This window comes from Microbispora cellulosiformans, assembly GCF_008728085.1.
In the GTDB taxonomy this organism is placed as follows: domain Bacteria; phylum Actinomycetota; class Actinomycetes; order Streptosporangiales; family Streptosporangiaceae; genus Microbispora; species Microbispora amethystogenes.
In genome coordinates, this window is record NZ_VYTZ01000009.1 from 15641 (window position 1) to 31187 (window position 15547).

A 15547-nucleotide genomic window follows, 5' to 3' on the forward strand; every position below is an offset into this window, starting at 1 on the left:
CGATGAACATCGTGGTCTGTGTGAAGTACGTCCCCGACACGGGCTCCCAGCCCCGCTTCACCGCGGAGCACCGGGTCGACCGTGCGGGCGGCCGGCTCTCCGAGCTGGACGAGTACGCCGTCGAGCAGGCGCTCCGCGTCGTGGACACCGTGCCGGGCACGCGCGTCACCCACCTGACCGTCGGGCCGCCCGCCGCCGCGGAGGCGCTGCGCAGGGCGCTCGCCATGGGCGGGGACGCCGCCGTGCACGTCAGCGACGACGCGATCGCCGGGTCCGACGCGCCCGCCACCGCGCTGATCCTCGCCGCCGCGCTGCGCCGCCTGTCGCCGGACCTCGTGCTGTGCGCGATGGCCTCCACGGACGGCGGCACCTCGCTGGTCCCGGCCATGCTCGCCGAGCACCTGGAGATGCCGCAGCTCACCTTCGCGAGCGAGATGAGTCTCGACGAGGGCGGCACCGTGCGGATCCGGCGGGAGGCGGCGAGCGAGGTGCGGCACCTCGCCGCCGGGCTGCCCGCCGTCGTGTCGGTGACCGACCGGATCGGCGACCCGCGATACCCGTCCTTCAAGGGGATCATGGCGGCGAAGAAGAAGCCGCTGGAGACCTGGAGTCTCGCCGACCTCGCCGTGCCCGCCGGTCGGGTGGGAGCCGCCGCGGCGACGGTGGTCGACCGGATCACGGCCAGGCCGCCGCGCGCCGCGGGGACGATCGTGCCCGACGAAGGCGAGGGAGGACGGCGGCTCGCCGGCTTCCTGTCCGAGCAGAAGTTCATCTGAGGAAGGACGAGTCGTGTCAGGTGTTCTGGTGCTTGTCGGGCACATCGCGGGACAGGTGGGCAAAGCCAGTCTGGAACTGCTCACCCTGGCCCGCCGGCTTGGAGACCCCGTCGTGGTCTGCGCCGGCATGGCCGACGAGGCGGCCGTCGAGACACTCGGCAGGTACGGCGCCAAGCGAATCCACGTCATCGAGTCGGACGAGCCGCAGGAGTATCCGGTGGCCTGGGTGCGAGCCCTGGCCACTCTCGCGGCCGACGTGCGGCCGGTGGCCGTGCTGACGGAGGCCACCCCGGACGGCCGGGAGATCGCGGCCCGCCTCTCGGTGCGGCTGGACGGCGGCGTGCTCACCGACGCCGTCGACGTCCAGGCCGGGCCCGACGGCCCGGTCGTCACCCAGTGGGCCTTCGCGGCGGGCTACACCGTCACCTCCAGGGTGGTCCGCGGGGTGCCGGTCATCGCGGTCAAGCCCAACGCCGTCGTGCCCTCCGAGGCTCCGGTCACGCCCTCGGTCACCCGGAGCGCGCTCGTGCTGGAGGAGGCGGACCGCCGCACCCGGGTCGTGTCGCGTACGGCGAGGGAGAGCACCGGCCGGCCGCAGCTCACCGAGGCGGACATCGTCGTGTCCGGCGGCCGCGGTCTGGGCGGAGCCGAGCAGTTCGCCCTGGTCGAGCGCCTCGCGGACGCCCTGGGCGGTGCGGTCGGAGCCTCCAGGGCGGCGGTCGACTCGGGCTGGTATTCGCACACCCACCAGGTGGGGCAGACGGGTGTCACGGTCTCGCCCCAGCTCTACCTCGCCATCGGCATCTCCGGGGCGATTCAGCACCGCGCCGGAATGCAGACCAGCAAGACCATCGTGGCGGTGAACAAGGACGCCGAGGCGCCCATCTTCGAGCTCGCCGACTACGGCGTGGTCGGCGACCTGTTCGAGGTGGTGCCGCAGCTTCTCGACGAGGTCGCCAGGCGGCGGGCCTAGATGGGCCTGCGGGAGCTGCCGCGCGAGGTCAAGATCCTGACCGCCGTCGCCTTCACGGTGGCGGTCGGGTTCGGCATCCAGTCGCCCGCGATCCCCGTCTTCGCGGGGGAGTTCGGGGTGGGCAGCGCGGCGGTCGGCGCGGTGGTCTCGGCGTTCGCGTTCATGCGCCTGGCCACCGGCCTGCCCGGCGGCCGGCTGGTCAACCGGTTCGGCGAGCGCACGGTGCTGACCACGGGCATGGCGCTGCTCGCCGTGACCAGCGTCCTCGCCGGTCTCTCCTCGAACTACCAGCAACTGTTGATCTTCCGGGGCCTCTGCGGTGTCGGGTCGGCGCTGTACACCGTGTCGGCCATGAACATGCTGTTGCGGGTGACCCCGGCGTCCCACCGCGGGCGGGCCACCGGGTACTTCCAGGGTGGCTACTACCTCGGCACGGTGACCGGCCCGGCGCTGGGCGGAGGGCTGCTCGGCGTCTCCCCCCGGCTGCCGTTCTTCGTGTACGGCGTGGCCGTCACCGTCGCGGGTGTCATCGCGACCGTCGCGCTGGCGCGGGCCGCGCTGGTCACACCGCCGCCGTCCCGCGCGGGGAGCGCGGGGCCGGGCATCTCGCTGGCGCGGGCGCTGCGGAGCCGGTCGTACCTGGCGGCGCTGACCACGAACTTCGGTCTCGGCTGGGCGGTCTTCGGGGTCCGCGTCTCGGTGCTGCCGCTCTACCTGCTCGTGGTGATCAAGGCGAGCGCCACCTGGATCGGCGTCGGCCTCGCGGTCGGCGCGGTGCTGCAGGCGGCCTGCCTGCCCGTCGCCGGACGGGTGGCCGACCTGTGGGGCCGCCGCCCGTCGCTGCTGCTGGGGCAGGGGCTCATCCTCGGCTGCCTCGTCATGGTCACGGCCTGGCAGACGCTCCCGGTGTACCTCGCCGCCTTCGCGCTGATGGGACTCGGCACGGCCTTCTGCACCACGGGCGGTGCGGCCACCGTGGGCGACGTCACCCAGGGGCGGGGCGGGACCGTGGTGGCGGGATACCAGATGACCGCTGATCTCGGCATGACCGTGGGTCCGCTGGTGGCGGGGCAGATAGCGGCGTCGTACTCGTACGAGGTCGCCTTCCTGTCCACGGGTGCGGTCGTGCTGGTCGGATGGATCATGGCCCTCGTCATGCCGTCCCGCCCGACCTGAGCGGCTGATCTCGTGGCGCGATTCGCACGCCTTCCGGCTTTAAGTCGCAGCAGATATGACCGTTTATAAATATTTCGGCCATTGTGTGAGGTCGGTCCTCGCTCCTATTGGCCGGGGCGGCGGAAAATCGCTCGCTCTTCCCGTATGAGCTGCGGCAGCATGGCCACGGCGATATCGGCATTCGGGAGGGCTGATGGCTGTGCTCGGATCGACGAAGGACGCCGAAGACGGCCAATCCACGCGGAGATCGGCGCTTCTGCTGGCATTGCGGTATTACTGCGGCGAGCTGAGGCGGCAGTGGCCGATGGCGGTTCCCGCGCTGGTGCTCCCGGCGATCGGGAACATCTGCCTGTTCTATCTGGCGCCGCTGGCCGTGGCGGGCCTCGTGGGGCACCTGTCCGGCGGCCGGGACGGCTCTTTCGACGCGCTGCTGCCCTACGTGCTCGGCTTCGGCGCGTTGCTGCTCACGGGTGAGGCGTTCTGGCGGGTGGGGATGCACTTCCTCAACCGCGCCGACGCCCGGGGCATCGAACGGCTCGGCGTGCTGGGCATGGACGAACTGCTGGCCAAGGACGTCGCGTTCTTCCACGACAACTTCGCCGGTTCGCTCACCAAGAGGGTGCTCGGATTCTCCTCCAGGTTCGAGGAGTTCATGGACACCCTCACGTTCTCCATCATGGCGAAGGTGGTGCCCCTGGCCTTCGCCTCGGTGGTGCTGTGGCGATATCACCCGTTGCTGGTGCTCGTCCTCGTCGGCCTGATCGTCGTCACCGGCGTTCTGGTGGCCCCGCTCATCCGCCGTCGCCAGGCCCTGGTCGACGCGCGGGAGGCCGCCAAGGTGCTGGTGTCGGGTCACGTCGCCGACGTGCTGACCAACATGGAGACGGTCCGCGCGTTCGCGGCCGAGACGCGCGAGGCCGTCGAGCACCAGGCCAGGATCGCCGAGCAGCGCCGGCTGTCCGTCCGTTCCTGGGACTACAGCAACCTCAGGGTGGACATGGTCGTCGCCCCCCTGTCGGTGCTCACCAGTGCCCTGGGCCTGCTCCTCGCCGCGGCGCTCCGGGGCGGCCTCGGCGTGGAGGCCATCGTCGTGACGTTCACCTACTACTCGAACGCGATCGGCATCATGTTCGAGTTCAACCAGACGTACCGGCGCATGGAGAGCACGCTCACCGAAGCCGCCCAGTTCACCGAGCTGCTCCTCACGCCGCCGACCGTGGTGGACCCGGCCGACCCGCAGCCCCTGCGCCCGGCCGACGCGAGCGTCCGCTTCGAGCGGGTGAGGTTCGCGTACGCCGACGGCGCGCCGCTGTTCGACGGCCTGGACCTGGACGTTCCCGGCGGCACCAAGATCGGGCTGGTCGGCCGGTCCGGCGGTGGCAAGAGCACCCTCACCCGGCTGCTGCTGCGTCTCATGGACGTGGACGGGGGCAGGATCCTGATCGGCGGTCAGGACATCTCCCGGCTGCGTCAGGCCGACCTGCGCGGTCTCATCGCCTATGTCCCGCAGGAACCGGCGATGTTCCACCGGTCCGTACGGGAGAACCTCGCCTTCGCCCGGCCGGGCGCCACCGACGCCGAGATCCTCCGGGCCGCGCGAGCGGCCCACGTCACGGAGTTCGTCGAGTCGCTGCCGCACGGATTCGACACCCTGATCGGCGAGCGCGGCGTCAAGCTCTCCGGCGGCCAGCGGCAACGCGTCGCGCTGGCGCGCGCCATCCTGCGCGACGCCCCCGTCCTGCTGCTGGACGAGGCGACCAGCGCCCTCGACTCCGAGAGCGAGATCCTCATCCAGGAAGCCCTGTGGCGCCTGATGCAGGACCGTACGGCACTCGTGGTGGCGCACCGGCTCAGCACCGTCGTCCGCATGGACCGGCTCGTCGTGCTCGACCGGGGACGCGTCGTCGAGCAGGGCACCCACGGCGAGCTGCTCCGGGCCCAGGGCTCCTACGCCCGGCTCTGGCACCACCAGTCCGGCGGCTTCCTCGTCGAGGACGACGCCTCCGACGCGCTCCACGCGTGACGGGAACGGGCGGCGGCGGGGAGGACTCATGGCAGGAGGCTCAGGCCGCGCCGGGCGGCAGGACGCGAAGTCCCGGGGGCGGCCCGGCCTCGATGAGCGCGAGCAGGGCGCCGGTGTCGACGTTCCGCTCGACGAGGTCGCCGAGCGCGTCCAGCCGTGCCTCCCGCAGCGCGGCGAAGGAGAGGCCGGGGTCGGCGTGGAACTCCCGTCCCGCCGCCCGCGCCACCTCCGCGAGGAACGCCCGCCGGAACCCGTCGTTCTCCAGCGCTCCGTGCCAGGTCGTGCCCCACACGTTCCCGATCCGGCAGCCGTCGAGGAACCCCTCGCCGGCGTCGCGCGTCACGATCCCGTGGTGGATCTCGTACGCCTCCACGGGATGCCCGTAGGCCTCGCCGCTGGGGCGCCCGAGGGTCTTCTCGGCGGCGAACACGACGTCGGCGGGTAACAGCCCCAGTCCGGCGACCCGACCGGCGCCCGACTCGACCTGGTCAGTGATGGTACGGGCGAGCATCTGGTAGCCCCCGCAGATGCCGAGCACCGGCCCCGTCCTCCGGGTCACGAGATCGGCGATCCCGGTCTCGCGCAACCAGGCGAGGTCGCTGACGGTGGCCCGCGAACCGGGCAGGACCAGCAGGTCGGCGTCCGCGCACCCGTCCGGGGACGTGGCGAACGTGACCACGACCCCCGGCTCGGCGGCCAGCGCGTCCACGTCGGTGAAGTTCGAGATCCGCGGATAGCGCACGACCGTCACCCGCAGCGCCCCGCCGGCCGCCTCCGCGCCCCGTGGGCGGGTGCCGAGCGGCCGGGTGTCGAGCGACAGGGAGTCCTCGACGTCCATCCAGAGCCCGTCGAGCCAGGGCAGCACGCCGTAGACGCGCCGCCCGGTCAGCCCCTCGATCATGTCCAGCCCGGGAGCGAGCAGCTCGCGGGCCCCCCGGAACTTGTTCACGATGAAACCGGAGACGTGGGCCTGGTCGGCGGCGTCCAGCAGCGCGACCGTGCCGTACAGGTGCGCGAAGACCCCGCCGCGGTCGATGTCTCCCACCACGACCACCGGCAGCCCGGCCGCCCGGGCCAGGCCCATGTTCGCGATGTCGCCGGCCCGCAGGTTGATCTCGGCCGGGGAGCCCGCCCCTTCGCAGACCACCACGTCGAACTCGGCGGCCAGCCGCCGGTACGACTCGACCGCCACGGCCCGCAGCTCGTCCCGCCGGGCGCCGTACTCCATGGCGTCGACGTCGGCGACGGGCCGGCCGCGTACGACGACCTGGCTGCGGCGGTCGCTGCCCGGCTTGAGCAGGATCGGGTTCATGTCGGCCGTCGGCTCCAGCCCGCAGGCCGCCGCCTGCACGGCCTGCGCCCGCCCGATCTCCGCGCCGTCGGCGGTCACGTAGGAGTTGAGCGACATGTTCTGCGCCTTGAAGGGCGCGACCCGCACGCCCTCCCGGGCCAGCCAGCGGCAGATCCCGGCGGTGACCACGCTCTTCCCGGCGTCCGACGTGGTCCCCGCGACCAGCAGCCCGCCCTTCACGAGCCGGGCCGCATCCGGCCGGGGACCACGCGGGAGACGCCGGTCAGGGGACGACGAGCGCGTTCGCGCCCAGGAGGACCTTGATGTCTCCGGCGAACGCGCCGTTGTTGATGTTCACCGCGTAGTCGGGCAGCTCCACGACATTGATCTTCCGGTTGAGCCGCTCCACGCGCAGCCGTACGGGGGTCTCACCGGGGTGGACGGTCAGGATCCGCTTGAGCTCGTGGACGAGCTCTCTGTTGACGCGCTCCTCGCGGAGGGCGATCACGATCGGTTCGCGGCCGTCGGCCTGGATGCCGGAGATGTCGAGGAACGTGATGTCGGTGGCGTTGAAGGAGATGGTCGCCTCGTCGCCGTCGCCGCGTGAGCGGATCCGGCCGGTGACGGCGACGACCAGGTCGGGGGCGAGGTTGCTGCCGTACAGCTGGTAGGTCTGCGGGAAGCAGGGCACCTCGATGGAGCCGTCGTGGTCCTCGATCTTGAGGATGGCCCAGACGTCGCCCTTCTTGGTGACCTTCTTGTCGACGCCGGAGATGATGCCGGCGATACGGACGTTGCCCTGCCCGGCCTGGCCGTCCAGCACCTGGGCGATGCTGAGGTCCCGGTTGCGTTCGAGGATGCGTTCGGCGCCGTTGAGGGGGTGGTCGGAGACGTAGAGGCCGAGCATCTCCCGTTCGAAGGACAGCTTCGTCTTCTTGTCCCATTCCCCTTCGGGAACGGAGATGTGGAAGACGCTGCCCGCCCCGCTGTCGTCGTCGAACGCGCCGAACAGCGAGTCCTGGCCGAGGGCCTCCTTGCGCTTCACGTCGATCACGGCGTCGACGGCCTGGTCGTGGATCTGGATCAGCCCCTGGCGGGTGTGCCCGAGGCCGTCGAACGCGCCGGCCTTGATCAGAGATTCGATGGTGCGCTTGTTGCAGACGACCTGGGGGACCTTGGTCAGGAAGTCGTTGAAGTCGGTGTAGGGGCCCTTCTCGCGGCGCGCGGAGATGATGCCCTTGATGGCGTTCTCCCCGACGTTCTGGATCGCGCCCAGGCCGAAGCGGACGTCCTCCCCGACGGCGGAGAACCGCAGGCCCGACTCGTTGACGTCGGGCGGCAGGACCTTGAGCTTCATCCGGCGGCACTCGGCGAGGTAGAGCGCCATGCGGTCCTTGTTCGTGCCGACCGAGGTCAGCAGGGCGGCCATGTACTCGGCCGGGTAGTTGGCCTTGAGGTAGGCCGTCCAGTAGGAGACGAGTCCGTAGCCGGCGGTGTGGGACTTGTTGAAGCCGTAGGAGCTGAACGGCTCAAGGACGTCCCAGACGGCCTTCGCCGATTCCTCGGTGTAGCCCTTGGCGACCATGCCGGAGGAGAAGGTGGCCCATTGCTTGTCCATCTCCTCCTTCTTCTTCTTGCCCATCGCCCGGCGCAGGATGTCGGCGCCACCGAGGGTGTAGCCGGCCAGCTGCTGGGCGATGGCCATGACCTGCTCCTGGTAGACCACCAGGTGGTAGGTGGTGCCGAGGATCGGGTCGAGCACTTCCTTGAGCGAGGGGTGGATCGGGGTGATCTCCTGCTGCCCGGCCTTGCGCAGCGCGTAGTTGACGTGCGCGTTCGCCCCCATCGGGCCGGGACGGCCCAGGGCCAGGATGGACGAGATGTCCTCGAACCGGGTCGGGGCGATCAGCTTGGTGAGGTCCCGCATCATCGAGCTGTCGAGCTGGAACACGCCGAGCGTGTCGCCGCGCGCCAGCAGCTCGTAGGTCTTCTTGTCGTCCAGCGCGAGACTGAGCATGTCGAGGTCGAGGCCGCGGTTGTCCTTCACGTTCTGCACCGCGTCGCCGATGACGGTCAGGTTCCGCAGGCCCAGGAAGTCCATCTTCAGGGCGCCCATGGACTCGGAGCTGGGCCCGTCGAAGCCGGTGATGCGGGCGCCGTCGTCGGGCCGCTTGAAGATCGGCATGACGTCGAGCAGCGGCTGCGACGACAGGATGACGCCCGCGGCGTGGACGCCGGTGCCCCGGGTCAGTCCTTCGAGGCCGAGCGCGGTGTCGATGACCCGCTTGACGTCGGAGTCTTCCTCGTAGAGCTTGCGCAGCTCGGTCGCCTCGGCGTACCGGGGGTGCTTCTCGTCGAAGATGCCGGTAAGCGGGATCTCCTTGCCCATGACGGCCGGCGGGAACGCCTTGGTGATCTTCTCACCCACCGGGAAGGGGTAGCCGAGGACGCGGGCCGCGTCCTTGACCGCCGCCTTCGATTTGATCGTCATGTACGTGATGATCAGCGAGACGTTGTCCTCGCCATACTTCTCCGTGACATAACGGATCATGTCACCGCGCCTACGCTCGTCGAAGTCCAGGTCGACGTCGGGCATGGAGATGCGTTCGGGGTTCAGGAACCGCTCGAACAGCAGGGAGTGCTCGATGGGGTCGAGCTCGGTGATCCCGGTGACGTAGGCCACCATCGACCCGGTGGCCGATCCTCGGCCCGGGCCGAGCCAGATGCCGCTCTCCCGGGCGTAACGGCAGATGTCCGCGACGACGAGGAAGTAGCCGGGGAAGCCCATGCCCTCGATGACGCCGAGCTCGTACTCGATGCGCTCCAGCACCTCGGCCGGCACGGGGTCGCCGTAGCGTCGCACCGCGCCGCTGTGGGCCTCCTTGCGCAGCCAGCTCATCTCGGTCTCCCCTTCGGGGACCGGGAACTTGGCGGCGAGGTCGCGGTGGGCGAACACCTCGTCGTACGGCTCGACCCGCTCGGCGATCAGCAGGGTGTTCTTGCAGCCCTCGGCCCACAGGTCGGAACCGGGGTCGAGTGCCCACATCTCCTCGGCGGTGCGCACGTAGTAGCCGTTGCCGGAGAAGCGGAACCGGTTGGGATCGCTGAGCAGGGAGTTCGTGCCGACGCAGAGCAGCGCGTCGTGGGCGGTGGACTGGTCCTCGGTCACGTAGTGGGAGTCGTTGGTGACCAGAGGCGGGATGCCGAGGGTCTTGCCGATCCGCAGCAGGTCCTCGCGGACCCCCGTCTCGATCGGGATCCCCCCGTGGTCCATGATCTCCAGGAAGTAGTTGTCCCGCCCGAAGATCTCCTGGTACTTCGCGGCGTGCTCCAGCGCCTTGTCGTACTGCCCGAGCCGGAGCCGCGTCTGCACCGCGCCGGACGGGCAGCCCGTGGTGGCGACGATCCCCTCGTGGTACTGCTCGAACAGGTCGTCGTCCATGCGGGGGTACTTCTTCATGTGGCCTTCGAGGGAGGCCAGCGACGAGATCCTGAACAGGTTCCGCAGACCCTGGGCGTTCATCGCCCACATGGTCTTGTGCAGATAGGTGCCGCTCGCCGACACGTCGCCGCCGAGGCCGGTGCGCTCGTCGGACTTGCGCTGGTGGGGTTCGCCCCAGAACACCGGCTGCTTGTAGTGGCGGGACTCGGGGCTGACGTACCCCTCGATGCCGATGATCGGCTTGACCCCGGCCGCCTTCATCTTCGACTGGAACTCGTAGGCGCCGAACATGTTGCCGTGGTCGCTCATCGCGATCGCGGGCATGCCCAGCTCGGCCGCCCGCTGGGCCAGCTTGCCGATCTTCGCCGCTCCGTCCAGCATGGAGTATTCGGTGTGAACATGCAGGTGAACGAACGAATCAGCCACTGGTGATCTCTGGCCTTTCGTGGAGGGGCGAGCAGAGCTCCAACTCTATCGAGAGCCCGGAGGGGCCGTCGTGGCTCATCGGGAGACGCGTGATTCGCGGTGCTGGAGAAACCTCAGACGCCTGCGGCGAGTCCTGCGCCACACCTGCGACGTACGGGCGCGGAAAAAATCTTGGAAAAAGTTCTGGGCGCGTGTCGAAACCGGCCCGGCTCGTTCGCAGCGTGTCCAGAGGGCCGGACGGGCCGGCCCCGCCGACACGAGGTGACGACCACCATGACCCAGCAGATCGCCTACTCCCGACCGATCTCCGCCCAGCGTCTGCTCCTCGGCTGCGGCGTCGTCGCCGGTCCCGCGTACGTGACCGTCGCCATGGCCCAGGCGCTCACCCGGGAGGGCTTCGACCTGGCCCGCCATCCGTGGAGCTACCTCGCCAACGGCGATCTCGGCTGGATCCAGACCGCGAACTTCGTCCTCACCGGCCTGGCCACGATCGCCGCCGCCGTCGGCCTGCGCCACGCCCTGACGCCCGGACGGGGAGCCCGGTGGGCGCCGATCCTGGTCGGCGTCTTCGGCGCGAGCATGATAGGAGCGGCGATCTTCCCCGCCGACCCCGCCATGGGCTTCCCCGCCGGCACCCCGGAGGGGCCGGGAGCCGTCACCCTTTCGGGAACCCTGCACATGGCGGTCGGGGGCGTCGGGTTCCTGTGCATGGCGACGGCCTGCTACGTCGTCGCCTCGCGGCAGGCCCGTGAGGGCCGCAGCGGCGGCGCCCTGCACTCCCGTGTCACGGGCACGCTGTTCCTCGGCTCGTTCGCCGGCATCGCGGCCGGCGGCGGCGCCGCCTGGACGAACCTGATGTTCGTCGCCGGCATCGTGGCGGTCTGGACCTGGCTGTCGCTGGTGTCGCTGAACCTGTCCCGTCAGGCCGCCTGACCTTCCCCACCGATTCCACAGAGAAAGGCAGTTCACGATGCGATACCTGGTCACCCTCAAGGTCGCCGCCCAGCCCGACGGGCCGCCGCCGGCCGACCTCATGGAGGCCATCGTCAAGCTCGGCCAGGAGGCCACCGAGGCCGGAACCCTGCTCGACACCAGCGGCCTCGCGGGCAGCGCCGAGGGGGCGAGAGTCGAGGTCGCCGGCGGCCGGCTGATCGTCAGCGACGGGCCGTTCGCCGAGGCCAAGGAGCTGATCAGCTACGCGCTGTACGAGGTGAGGAGCAAGGAGGAGGCGGTGGAATGGGCCGCCCGCTTCCTCAGGCTGCACCGCGACCTGTGGCCGGGATGGGAGGGCGAGGCGGACGTACTGCGGCTCTTCGGGCCCGAGGACTTCGCCGCACCGGCCTGAGCTGTCACCCACTGACCGCTCCACCGGCTAGCTCTACCGGCCGCGGACGTCGCTCCGCGGCCGGATGCGGTATGCAGGACGCATGACGTCACCTGATCCGCACCGGGCGGTGGAGACGGTGTGGCGGATCGAGTCGGCCCGCGTCATCGCCGCCCTGGCCCGCATGGTGAACGACATCGGGCTGGCCGAGGAGCTGGCGCAGGACGCGCTGGTGGCCGCCCTCGAAGAGTGGCCCCGCAAGGGGGTGCCGGACAACCCGGGGGCCTGGCTGACGCTCACCGCGAGGCATCGGGCCCTCGACCGGTTCCGCCGTCGCGACACCTACCAGCGCAAGCTGCAGGAGATCGGCCGGGACATGGAGCTCCGCCAGGAGTCTGCGGAAGCCGAGCTCGACGACGCCCTCGACGACCACATCGGCGACGACCTGCTCCGCCTGATCTTCACCGCCTGCCATCCCGCGCTCCCCGCCGAAGGGCGGCTCGCGCTCACCCTCCGTCTGCTCGGCGGCCTGTCCACCGCCGAGATCGCGCGCGCCTTCCTCGTGCCCGAGCCCACGGTCGGGCAGCGCATCTCCCGTGCCAAGCGCACGCTCGCCGACAGGAAGATCCCGATCGAGCTGCCGCCGCCCGCGGAGCTCCCGGTGCGGCTGGCCTCCCTCCTGGAGGTCGTCTACCTGATCTTCAACGAGGGGTACGCCGCGACCTCCGGCGACGACTGGATCCGCCCGTCGCTGTGCCAGGAGGCCATGCGTCTCGGGCGGGTCCTGGCCGGCCTCATGCCCGCCGAACCCGAGGTGCACGGCCTGCTCGCGCTCATGGAACTCCAGGCCTCACGCATTCCGGCCAGAACCGCCCCCGACGGCACGCCCGTCCTCCTGCTCGACCAGGACCGCGGCCGCTGGGACCGGCTCCTGGTGCGCCGCGGCCTGGAGGCGCTGCGCCGCGCCGAGGAACTGGGCACGCTCGGGCCGTACGGGCTGCAGGCGGCCATCGCCGCGTGTCACGCCCGCGCGCTCACCCCGCAGGCCACCGACTGGGAACGCATCGCCGCCCTCTATCGGCTGCTGGCCCACCTCACCCCGTCGCCCGTCGTCGAGCTGAACCGGGCGGTCGCGGTCGGCATGGCGTACGGGCCCGCGCGCGGGCTGGAGATCGCCGACGGCCTGCGGGACGAGCACGCCCTGCGCGGGTACGCGCACCTGCCCGCCGTACGCGGGGATCTGCTGGCCAGGCTCGGCCGGTCCGAGGAGGCCGCCGCCGAGTTCCGCCGCGCCGCCGGGTTGACCCGGAACGCACGCGAACGCGACCTCTTCCTCGCCCGCGCCACCGCCCTCTCGGCCTGACCCGCCCCACAGAGCCGTTCCGAGGCCCGGTCGAGACCTGGCGACGTCGTGATGGGACGGACTCACAGGGCGCGGTGCATGATGTGCAGACCCACGTAGCCGCGCACGGGGTGGCGGAAACCCTCCGGCAAGGTGCCCAGCACCTCGAATCCGAGCGAACGGTACAGTCCCACCGCGCGCACGTTGGTCTCCACGACTGCGTTGAACTGCATGGCCCGGAAGCCGGCCTCCCGCGCCCACTTCACCGCGTACTCGCCGAGCGCCCGGCCCACTCCCCGCCCTTCGTGAGCCGGGTCGACCATGAAACTGGCACTGGCGATGTGTCCGGCGTTGCCCATGTGGTTGCGGTTCATCTTGGCCGTGCCCAGAATCGTGCCGGAGTCGTCCACGGCGACCACCGTGCGGTCCGGCTCGGGCAACAGCCACCAGTCGCGCCCCTCTTCCCTTCCCAGATCCACGGGATAGGTGAAGGTTTCCCCCGCGGCCACGATGCGGTGGAAGAAGGGCCAGATGGCAGGCCAGTCGGACGTGTGGGCTTCTTTGATCAGCATTCTCCGTGATTCCCCTTGATTTCAAGCAAGCTCTGGAAAAGGAGTGGGGGCGCCAGTATGGGACCGGGTCGATTCCCGGCGGCTTTCCGCCGGGAATCGACCCGGTCGGCGGTGACTCAGTTCCAGAGGGACGCGTTGCCGAAGTCGGCGGGTTCGGTCTCGCCCGCCGCTCCGGCCGTGTCGGCAGTCGTGATCGTGATGGTGGCGTCGGGCAGGCCCGAGGACTTCGCCGTGATGGTGGTCGTGCCGGCGAGTACTTCCCGGTTTCCAGCGTCATCCGGGCCGCCGTCCCGCTCGTGGCCTGTTCGCGGGCCACCTGCGTGGAGTCGGCGCCTCCCCGCCGTACGGCAGGACGGCCCGGCCGGGGTCGCGGGTCAGCGCCCGCACCTTCCGGCCGCGCTCCAGTAGATGCCGGACGACCTGCCGGCCGATGGTGCCGGTGGCTCCGGTTCCTATGACGGATCGTGTGAAGCGGGGCCGCAGACAACCTCCGCCGGGGTTGGCGAGCACGGCATGGTCCAGTTGGGTGTCGTCACGAGCACGCCGATGACGGATGGCACGCTCAAGGTGTAGACGGTGTGGCACTCAGGGTCTACCCGTCCTGGGCCCCGCGAGCAGGTCACCTCGACACGCAGCGTCTTCCCCGACTCCCAGGTCTCGCTCATCGAGGGCGGCCCCCCGCCGTGCCAGGTGGTCTCCCGTTTGACGGTGATGCGTCCGGGGACGCCCGCAACGACCCGCACGTCGACCCTACCCCGCAGGTCCACAATGATCTGGGGCGTGGTTATGGCGTACGTCACGGTCCTCGTCTCGGTCGACCTCTCATCGAGGACCGACGACTCGAAGGAGCCGGGGAAGGTGAAGTCGTAGCTGTGGGGAACGCGGATCTCCGTCCACGCCGCCAACGCCATCGCCACCACCGCGGACACGGTCAGCACCGCGCCGGCGGTGATCCATCTGGTCCGCACCGCTCTTCGCATCATGTAGCCTCTCAAATTCTCAGGAATCGCAGTACGGCCAGCACCCGCCGGTGATCCTTCTCGGCGCCGGAGAGCCCTAGCTTGGCGAAGATGTTGTTGATGTGCTTGCCGACCGCACTTTCGGAGACCACGAGGGCCTCGGCGATCCCGGCATTGGACCGTCCCTCCGCGATCAGCGCGAGCACCTCCTTCTCCCTGCGGGTCAGCAGGTCCAGCGGATCGCTGTGTCGGCGCACCAGAAGCTGGGCGATCACCTCGGGGTCCAGGGCCGTGCCGCCCGCGGCAACCCGCCGCAGCGAGTCCAGGAACTCGGCGACGTCGGCCACCCGGTCCTTGAGCAGATATCCGATGCCGGTCGTCGCCGTGGACAGCAATCGGGTCGCGTAGCGTTCCTCGACGTACTGCGAGAGCACGAGGACGGGCAGTTTCGGCCGCCGGTGCCGCAGCAGCAGCGCCGCGCGCAGACCCTCGTCAGTGTGCGTCGGCGGCATTCGCACGTCCGTGACGACGAGATCGGGCTCGTGGTCGTCCACCGCCCGTAGCAGCCCCTCGGCGTCGGACACCGCGGCCACGACCTCGACGCCGGCGGATCCGAGGACCCAGACGAGGCCCTCCCTGAGGAGGACGGAGTCCTCGGCGAGCACTACGCGCACGGTAGCTCCACCTCTATCGTCGTCGGGCCACCGCTCGGGCTGTCGATGCGCAGGGTCCCGTCCACCGATCCAGCACGCTGCGCGAGGCCGCGCAGGCCCGACCCCTTGGCGGGCTCGGCGCCCCCTTGGCCGTTGTCGCGTACAAGGAGGTGGAGCACGTCACCGTCGCGGCGCACGGTGACGTCGGCCTCGGAGGCTCGTGCGTGCTTTGCGACGTTGGTCAGCGCTTCGGAGACGACGAAGAACGCCACCGCCTCGATCACGGCAGAGGCGCGTTCCGGCACGTCGACGCTGAGTCGCACGGGGAAGGGGGCGCGCGCGGCGAGGCCGGACAGCGCCGCGTCCAGGCCCTGGTCGTTGAGCACGGCCGGGTGCAGCCCGCGAACGACGTCGCGCAGTTCCTTCAACGCCTGCTTGGCTTCCTCATGAGAGCGCACGATCACCTGACGAGCGGGATCGGGCAGATCGGTGAAGGCGGTGCGTGCCATGCCGAGGTTCAGGGCGAGGGACACGAGCCGCTGCTGCGTGCCGTCGTGCAGGTCGCGTTCGATCCGGCGGCGTTCCGCGTC

Annotated in this window: 14 protein-coding genes; 7 read left to right on the forward strand and 7 right to left on the reverse strand. The window is 70.5% G+C overall.

Annotated features, from left to right (window positions below; all coding sequences use genetic code 11):
* Positions 1–2: 2 nt before the first annotated feature.
* From F5972_RS24615 to F5972_RS24630, 4 genes are all read left to right on the forward strand, one after another.
* Positions 3–776 carry an electron transfer flavoprotein subunit beta/FixA family protein gene (locus F5972_RS24615; protein ID WP_150936353.1) on the forward strand — a complete coding sequence of 258 codons (774 nt, stop codon included), beginning with the start codon at positions 3–5 and terminating at the stop codon, positions 774–776.
* A 13-nt stretch (positions 777–789) separates the two neighbouring features.
* Positions 790–1749: an electron transfer flavoprotein subunit alpha/FixB family protein gene (locus tag F5972_RS24620; protein WP_150936355.1), complete on the forward strand. Its 960-nt coding sequence runs from the start codon at positions 790–792 to the stop codon at positions 1747–1749.
* Positions 1750–2925 carry an MFS transporter gene (locus F5972_RS24625; RefSeq protein WP_150936357.1) on the forward strand — a complete coding sequence of 392 codons (1176 nt, stop codon included), beginning with the start codon at positions 1750–1752 and terminating at the stop codon, positions 2923–2925.
* 193 nt (positions 2926–3118) lie between these two features.
* Positions 3119–4948, forward strand: coding sequence for an ABC transporter ATP-binding protein (locus tag F5972_RS24630; protein WP_150936359.1), 1830 nt, complete (start codon positions 3119–3121; stop codon positions 4946–4948).
* A 40-nt stretch (positions 4949–4988) separates the two neighbouring features.
* Here the strand turns inward: F5972_RS24630 and F5972_RS24635 are convergent, their stop codons facing one another.
* Together F5972_RS24635 and dnaE are read right to left on the reverse strand one after the other, a co-directional pair.
* On the reverse strand, positions 4989–6479 hold the full coding sequence (locus F5972_RS24635) for a cobyric acid synthase (RefSeq protein WP_150936361.1): 1491 nt from the start codon (positions 6477–6479) through the stop codon (positions 4989–4991).
* Between the two features lie 43 nt (positions 6480–6522).
* Entirely contained in the window at positions 6523–10107 is a 3585-nt protein-coding gene (gene dnaE, locus F5972_RS24640) for a DNA polymerase III subunit alpha (RefSeq protein WP_150936363.1), read from the reverse strand.
* Between the two features lie 273 nt (positions 10108–10380).
* Here dnaE and F5972_RS24645 point away from each other — a divergent pair, with 273 nt between their 5' ends.
* From F5972_RS24645 to F5972_RS24655, 3 genes are all read left to right on the forward strand, one after another.
* On the forward strand, positions 10381–11040 hold the full coding sequence (locus F5972_RS24645) for a DUF998 domain-containing protein (RefSeq protein ID WP_150936365.1): 660 nt from the start codon (positions 10381–10383) through the stop codon (positions 11038–11040).
* 37 nt (positions 11041–11077) lie between these two features.
* On the forward strand, positions 11078–11452 hold the full coding sequence (locus tag F5972_RS24650) for a YciI family protein (protein ID WP_150936367.1): 375 nt from the start codon (positions 11078–11080) through the stop codon (positions 11450–11452).
* 82 nt (positions 11453–11534) lie between these two features.
* Positions 11535–12794 (forward strand): RNA polymerase sigma factor, encoded by a 1260-nt coding sequence (locus F5972_RS24655; RefSeq protein WP_150936369.1) that lies wholly within the window; start codon positions 11535–11537, stop codon positions 12792–12794.
* A 62-nt stretch (positions 12795–12856) separates the two neighbouring features.
* Here F5972_RS24655 and F5972_RS24660 read toward each other — a convergent pair whose 3' ends face one another.
* From F5972_RS24660 to F5972_RS38350, 5 genes are all read right to left on the reverse strand, one after another.
* Positions 12857–13345: a GNAT family N-acetyltransferase gene (locus F5972_RS24660; protein ID WP_150936371.1), complete on the reverse strand. Its 489-nt coding sequence runs from the start codon at positions 13343–13345 to the stop codon at positions 12857–12859.
* 273 nt (positions 13346–13618) lie between these two features.
* Complete coding sequence (locus F5972_RS24665; protein WP_225311821.1) at positions 13619–13855, reverse strand: NmrA family NAD(P)-binding protein; 237 nt, start codon at positions 13853–13855, stop codon at positions 13619–13621.
* Entirely contained in the window at positions 13798–14313 is a 516-nt protein-coding gene (locus F5972_RS24670; RefSeq protein ID WP_150936373.1) for a hypothetical protein, read from the reverse strand. Before F5972_RS24670 ends, F5972_RS24665 begins: the two co-directional genes overlap by 58 nt.
* 23 nt (positions 14314–14336) lie before the next feature.
* A complete protein-coding gene (locus F5972_RS24675) occupies positions 14337–14978 on the reverse strand; it encodes a response regulator (protein ID WP_150936375.1) in 642 nt (213 codons plus the stop codon).
* Positions 14969–15529, reverse strand: coding sequence for a sensor histidine kinase (locus F5972_RS38350; protein ID WP_225311862.1), 561 nt, complete (start codon positions 15527–15529; stop codon positions 14969–14971). Before F5972_RS38350 ends, F5972_RS24675 begins: the two co-directional genes overlap by 10 nt.
* Positions 15530–15547: the final 18 nt, after the last annotated feature.

Bases quoted from the DNA above. Each gene is read 5' to 3' on its own strand.
- F5972_RS24615 (WP_150936353.1), top strand. From the start codon at position 3: ATGAACATCGTGGTCTGTGTGAAGTACGTCCCCGACACGGGCTCCCAG.
- F5972_RS24625 (WP_150936357.1), top strand. From the start codon at position 1,750: ATGGGCCTGCGGGAGCTGCCGCGCGAGGTCAAGATCCTGACCGCCGTC.
- F5972_RS24630 (WP_150936359.1), top strand. From the start codon at position 3,119: ATGGCTGTGCTCGGATCGACGAAGGACGCCGAAGACGGCCAATCCACG.
- F5972_RS24645 (WP_150936365.1), top strand. From the start codon at position 10,381: ATGACCCAGCAGATCGCCTACTCCCGACCGATCTCCGCCCAGCGTCTG.
- F5972_RS24650 (WP_150936367.1), top strand. From the start codon at position 11,078: ATGCGATACCTGGTCACCCTCAAGGTCGCCGCCCAGCCCGACGGGCCG.
- F5972_RS24655 (WP_150936369.1), top strand. From the start codon at position 11,535: ATGACGTCACCTGATCCGCACCGGGCGGTGGAGACGGTGTGGCGGATC.
- F5972_RS24660 (WP_150936371.1), bottom strand. From the start codon at position 13,345: ATGCTGATCAAAGAAGCCCACACGTCCGACTGGCCTGCCATCTGGCCC.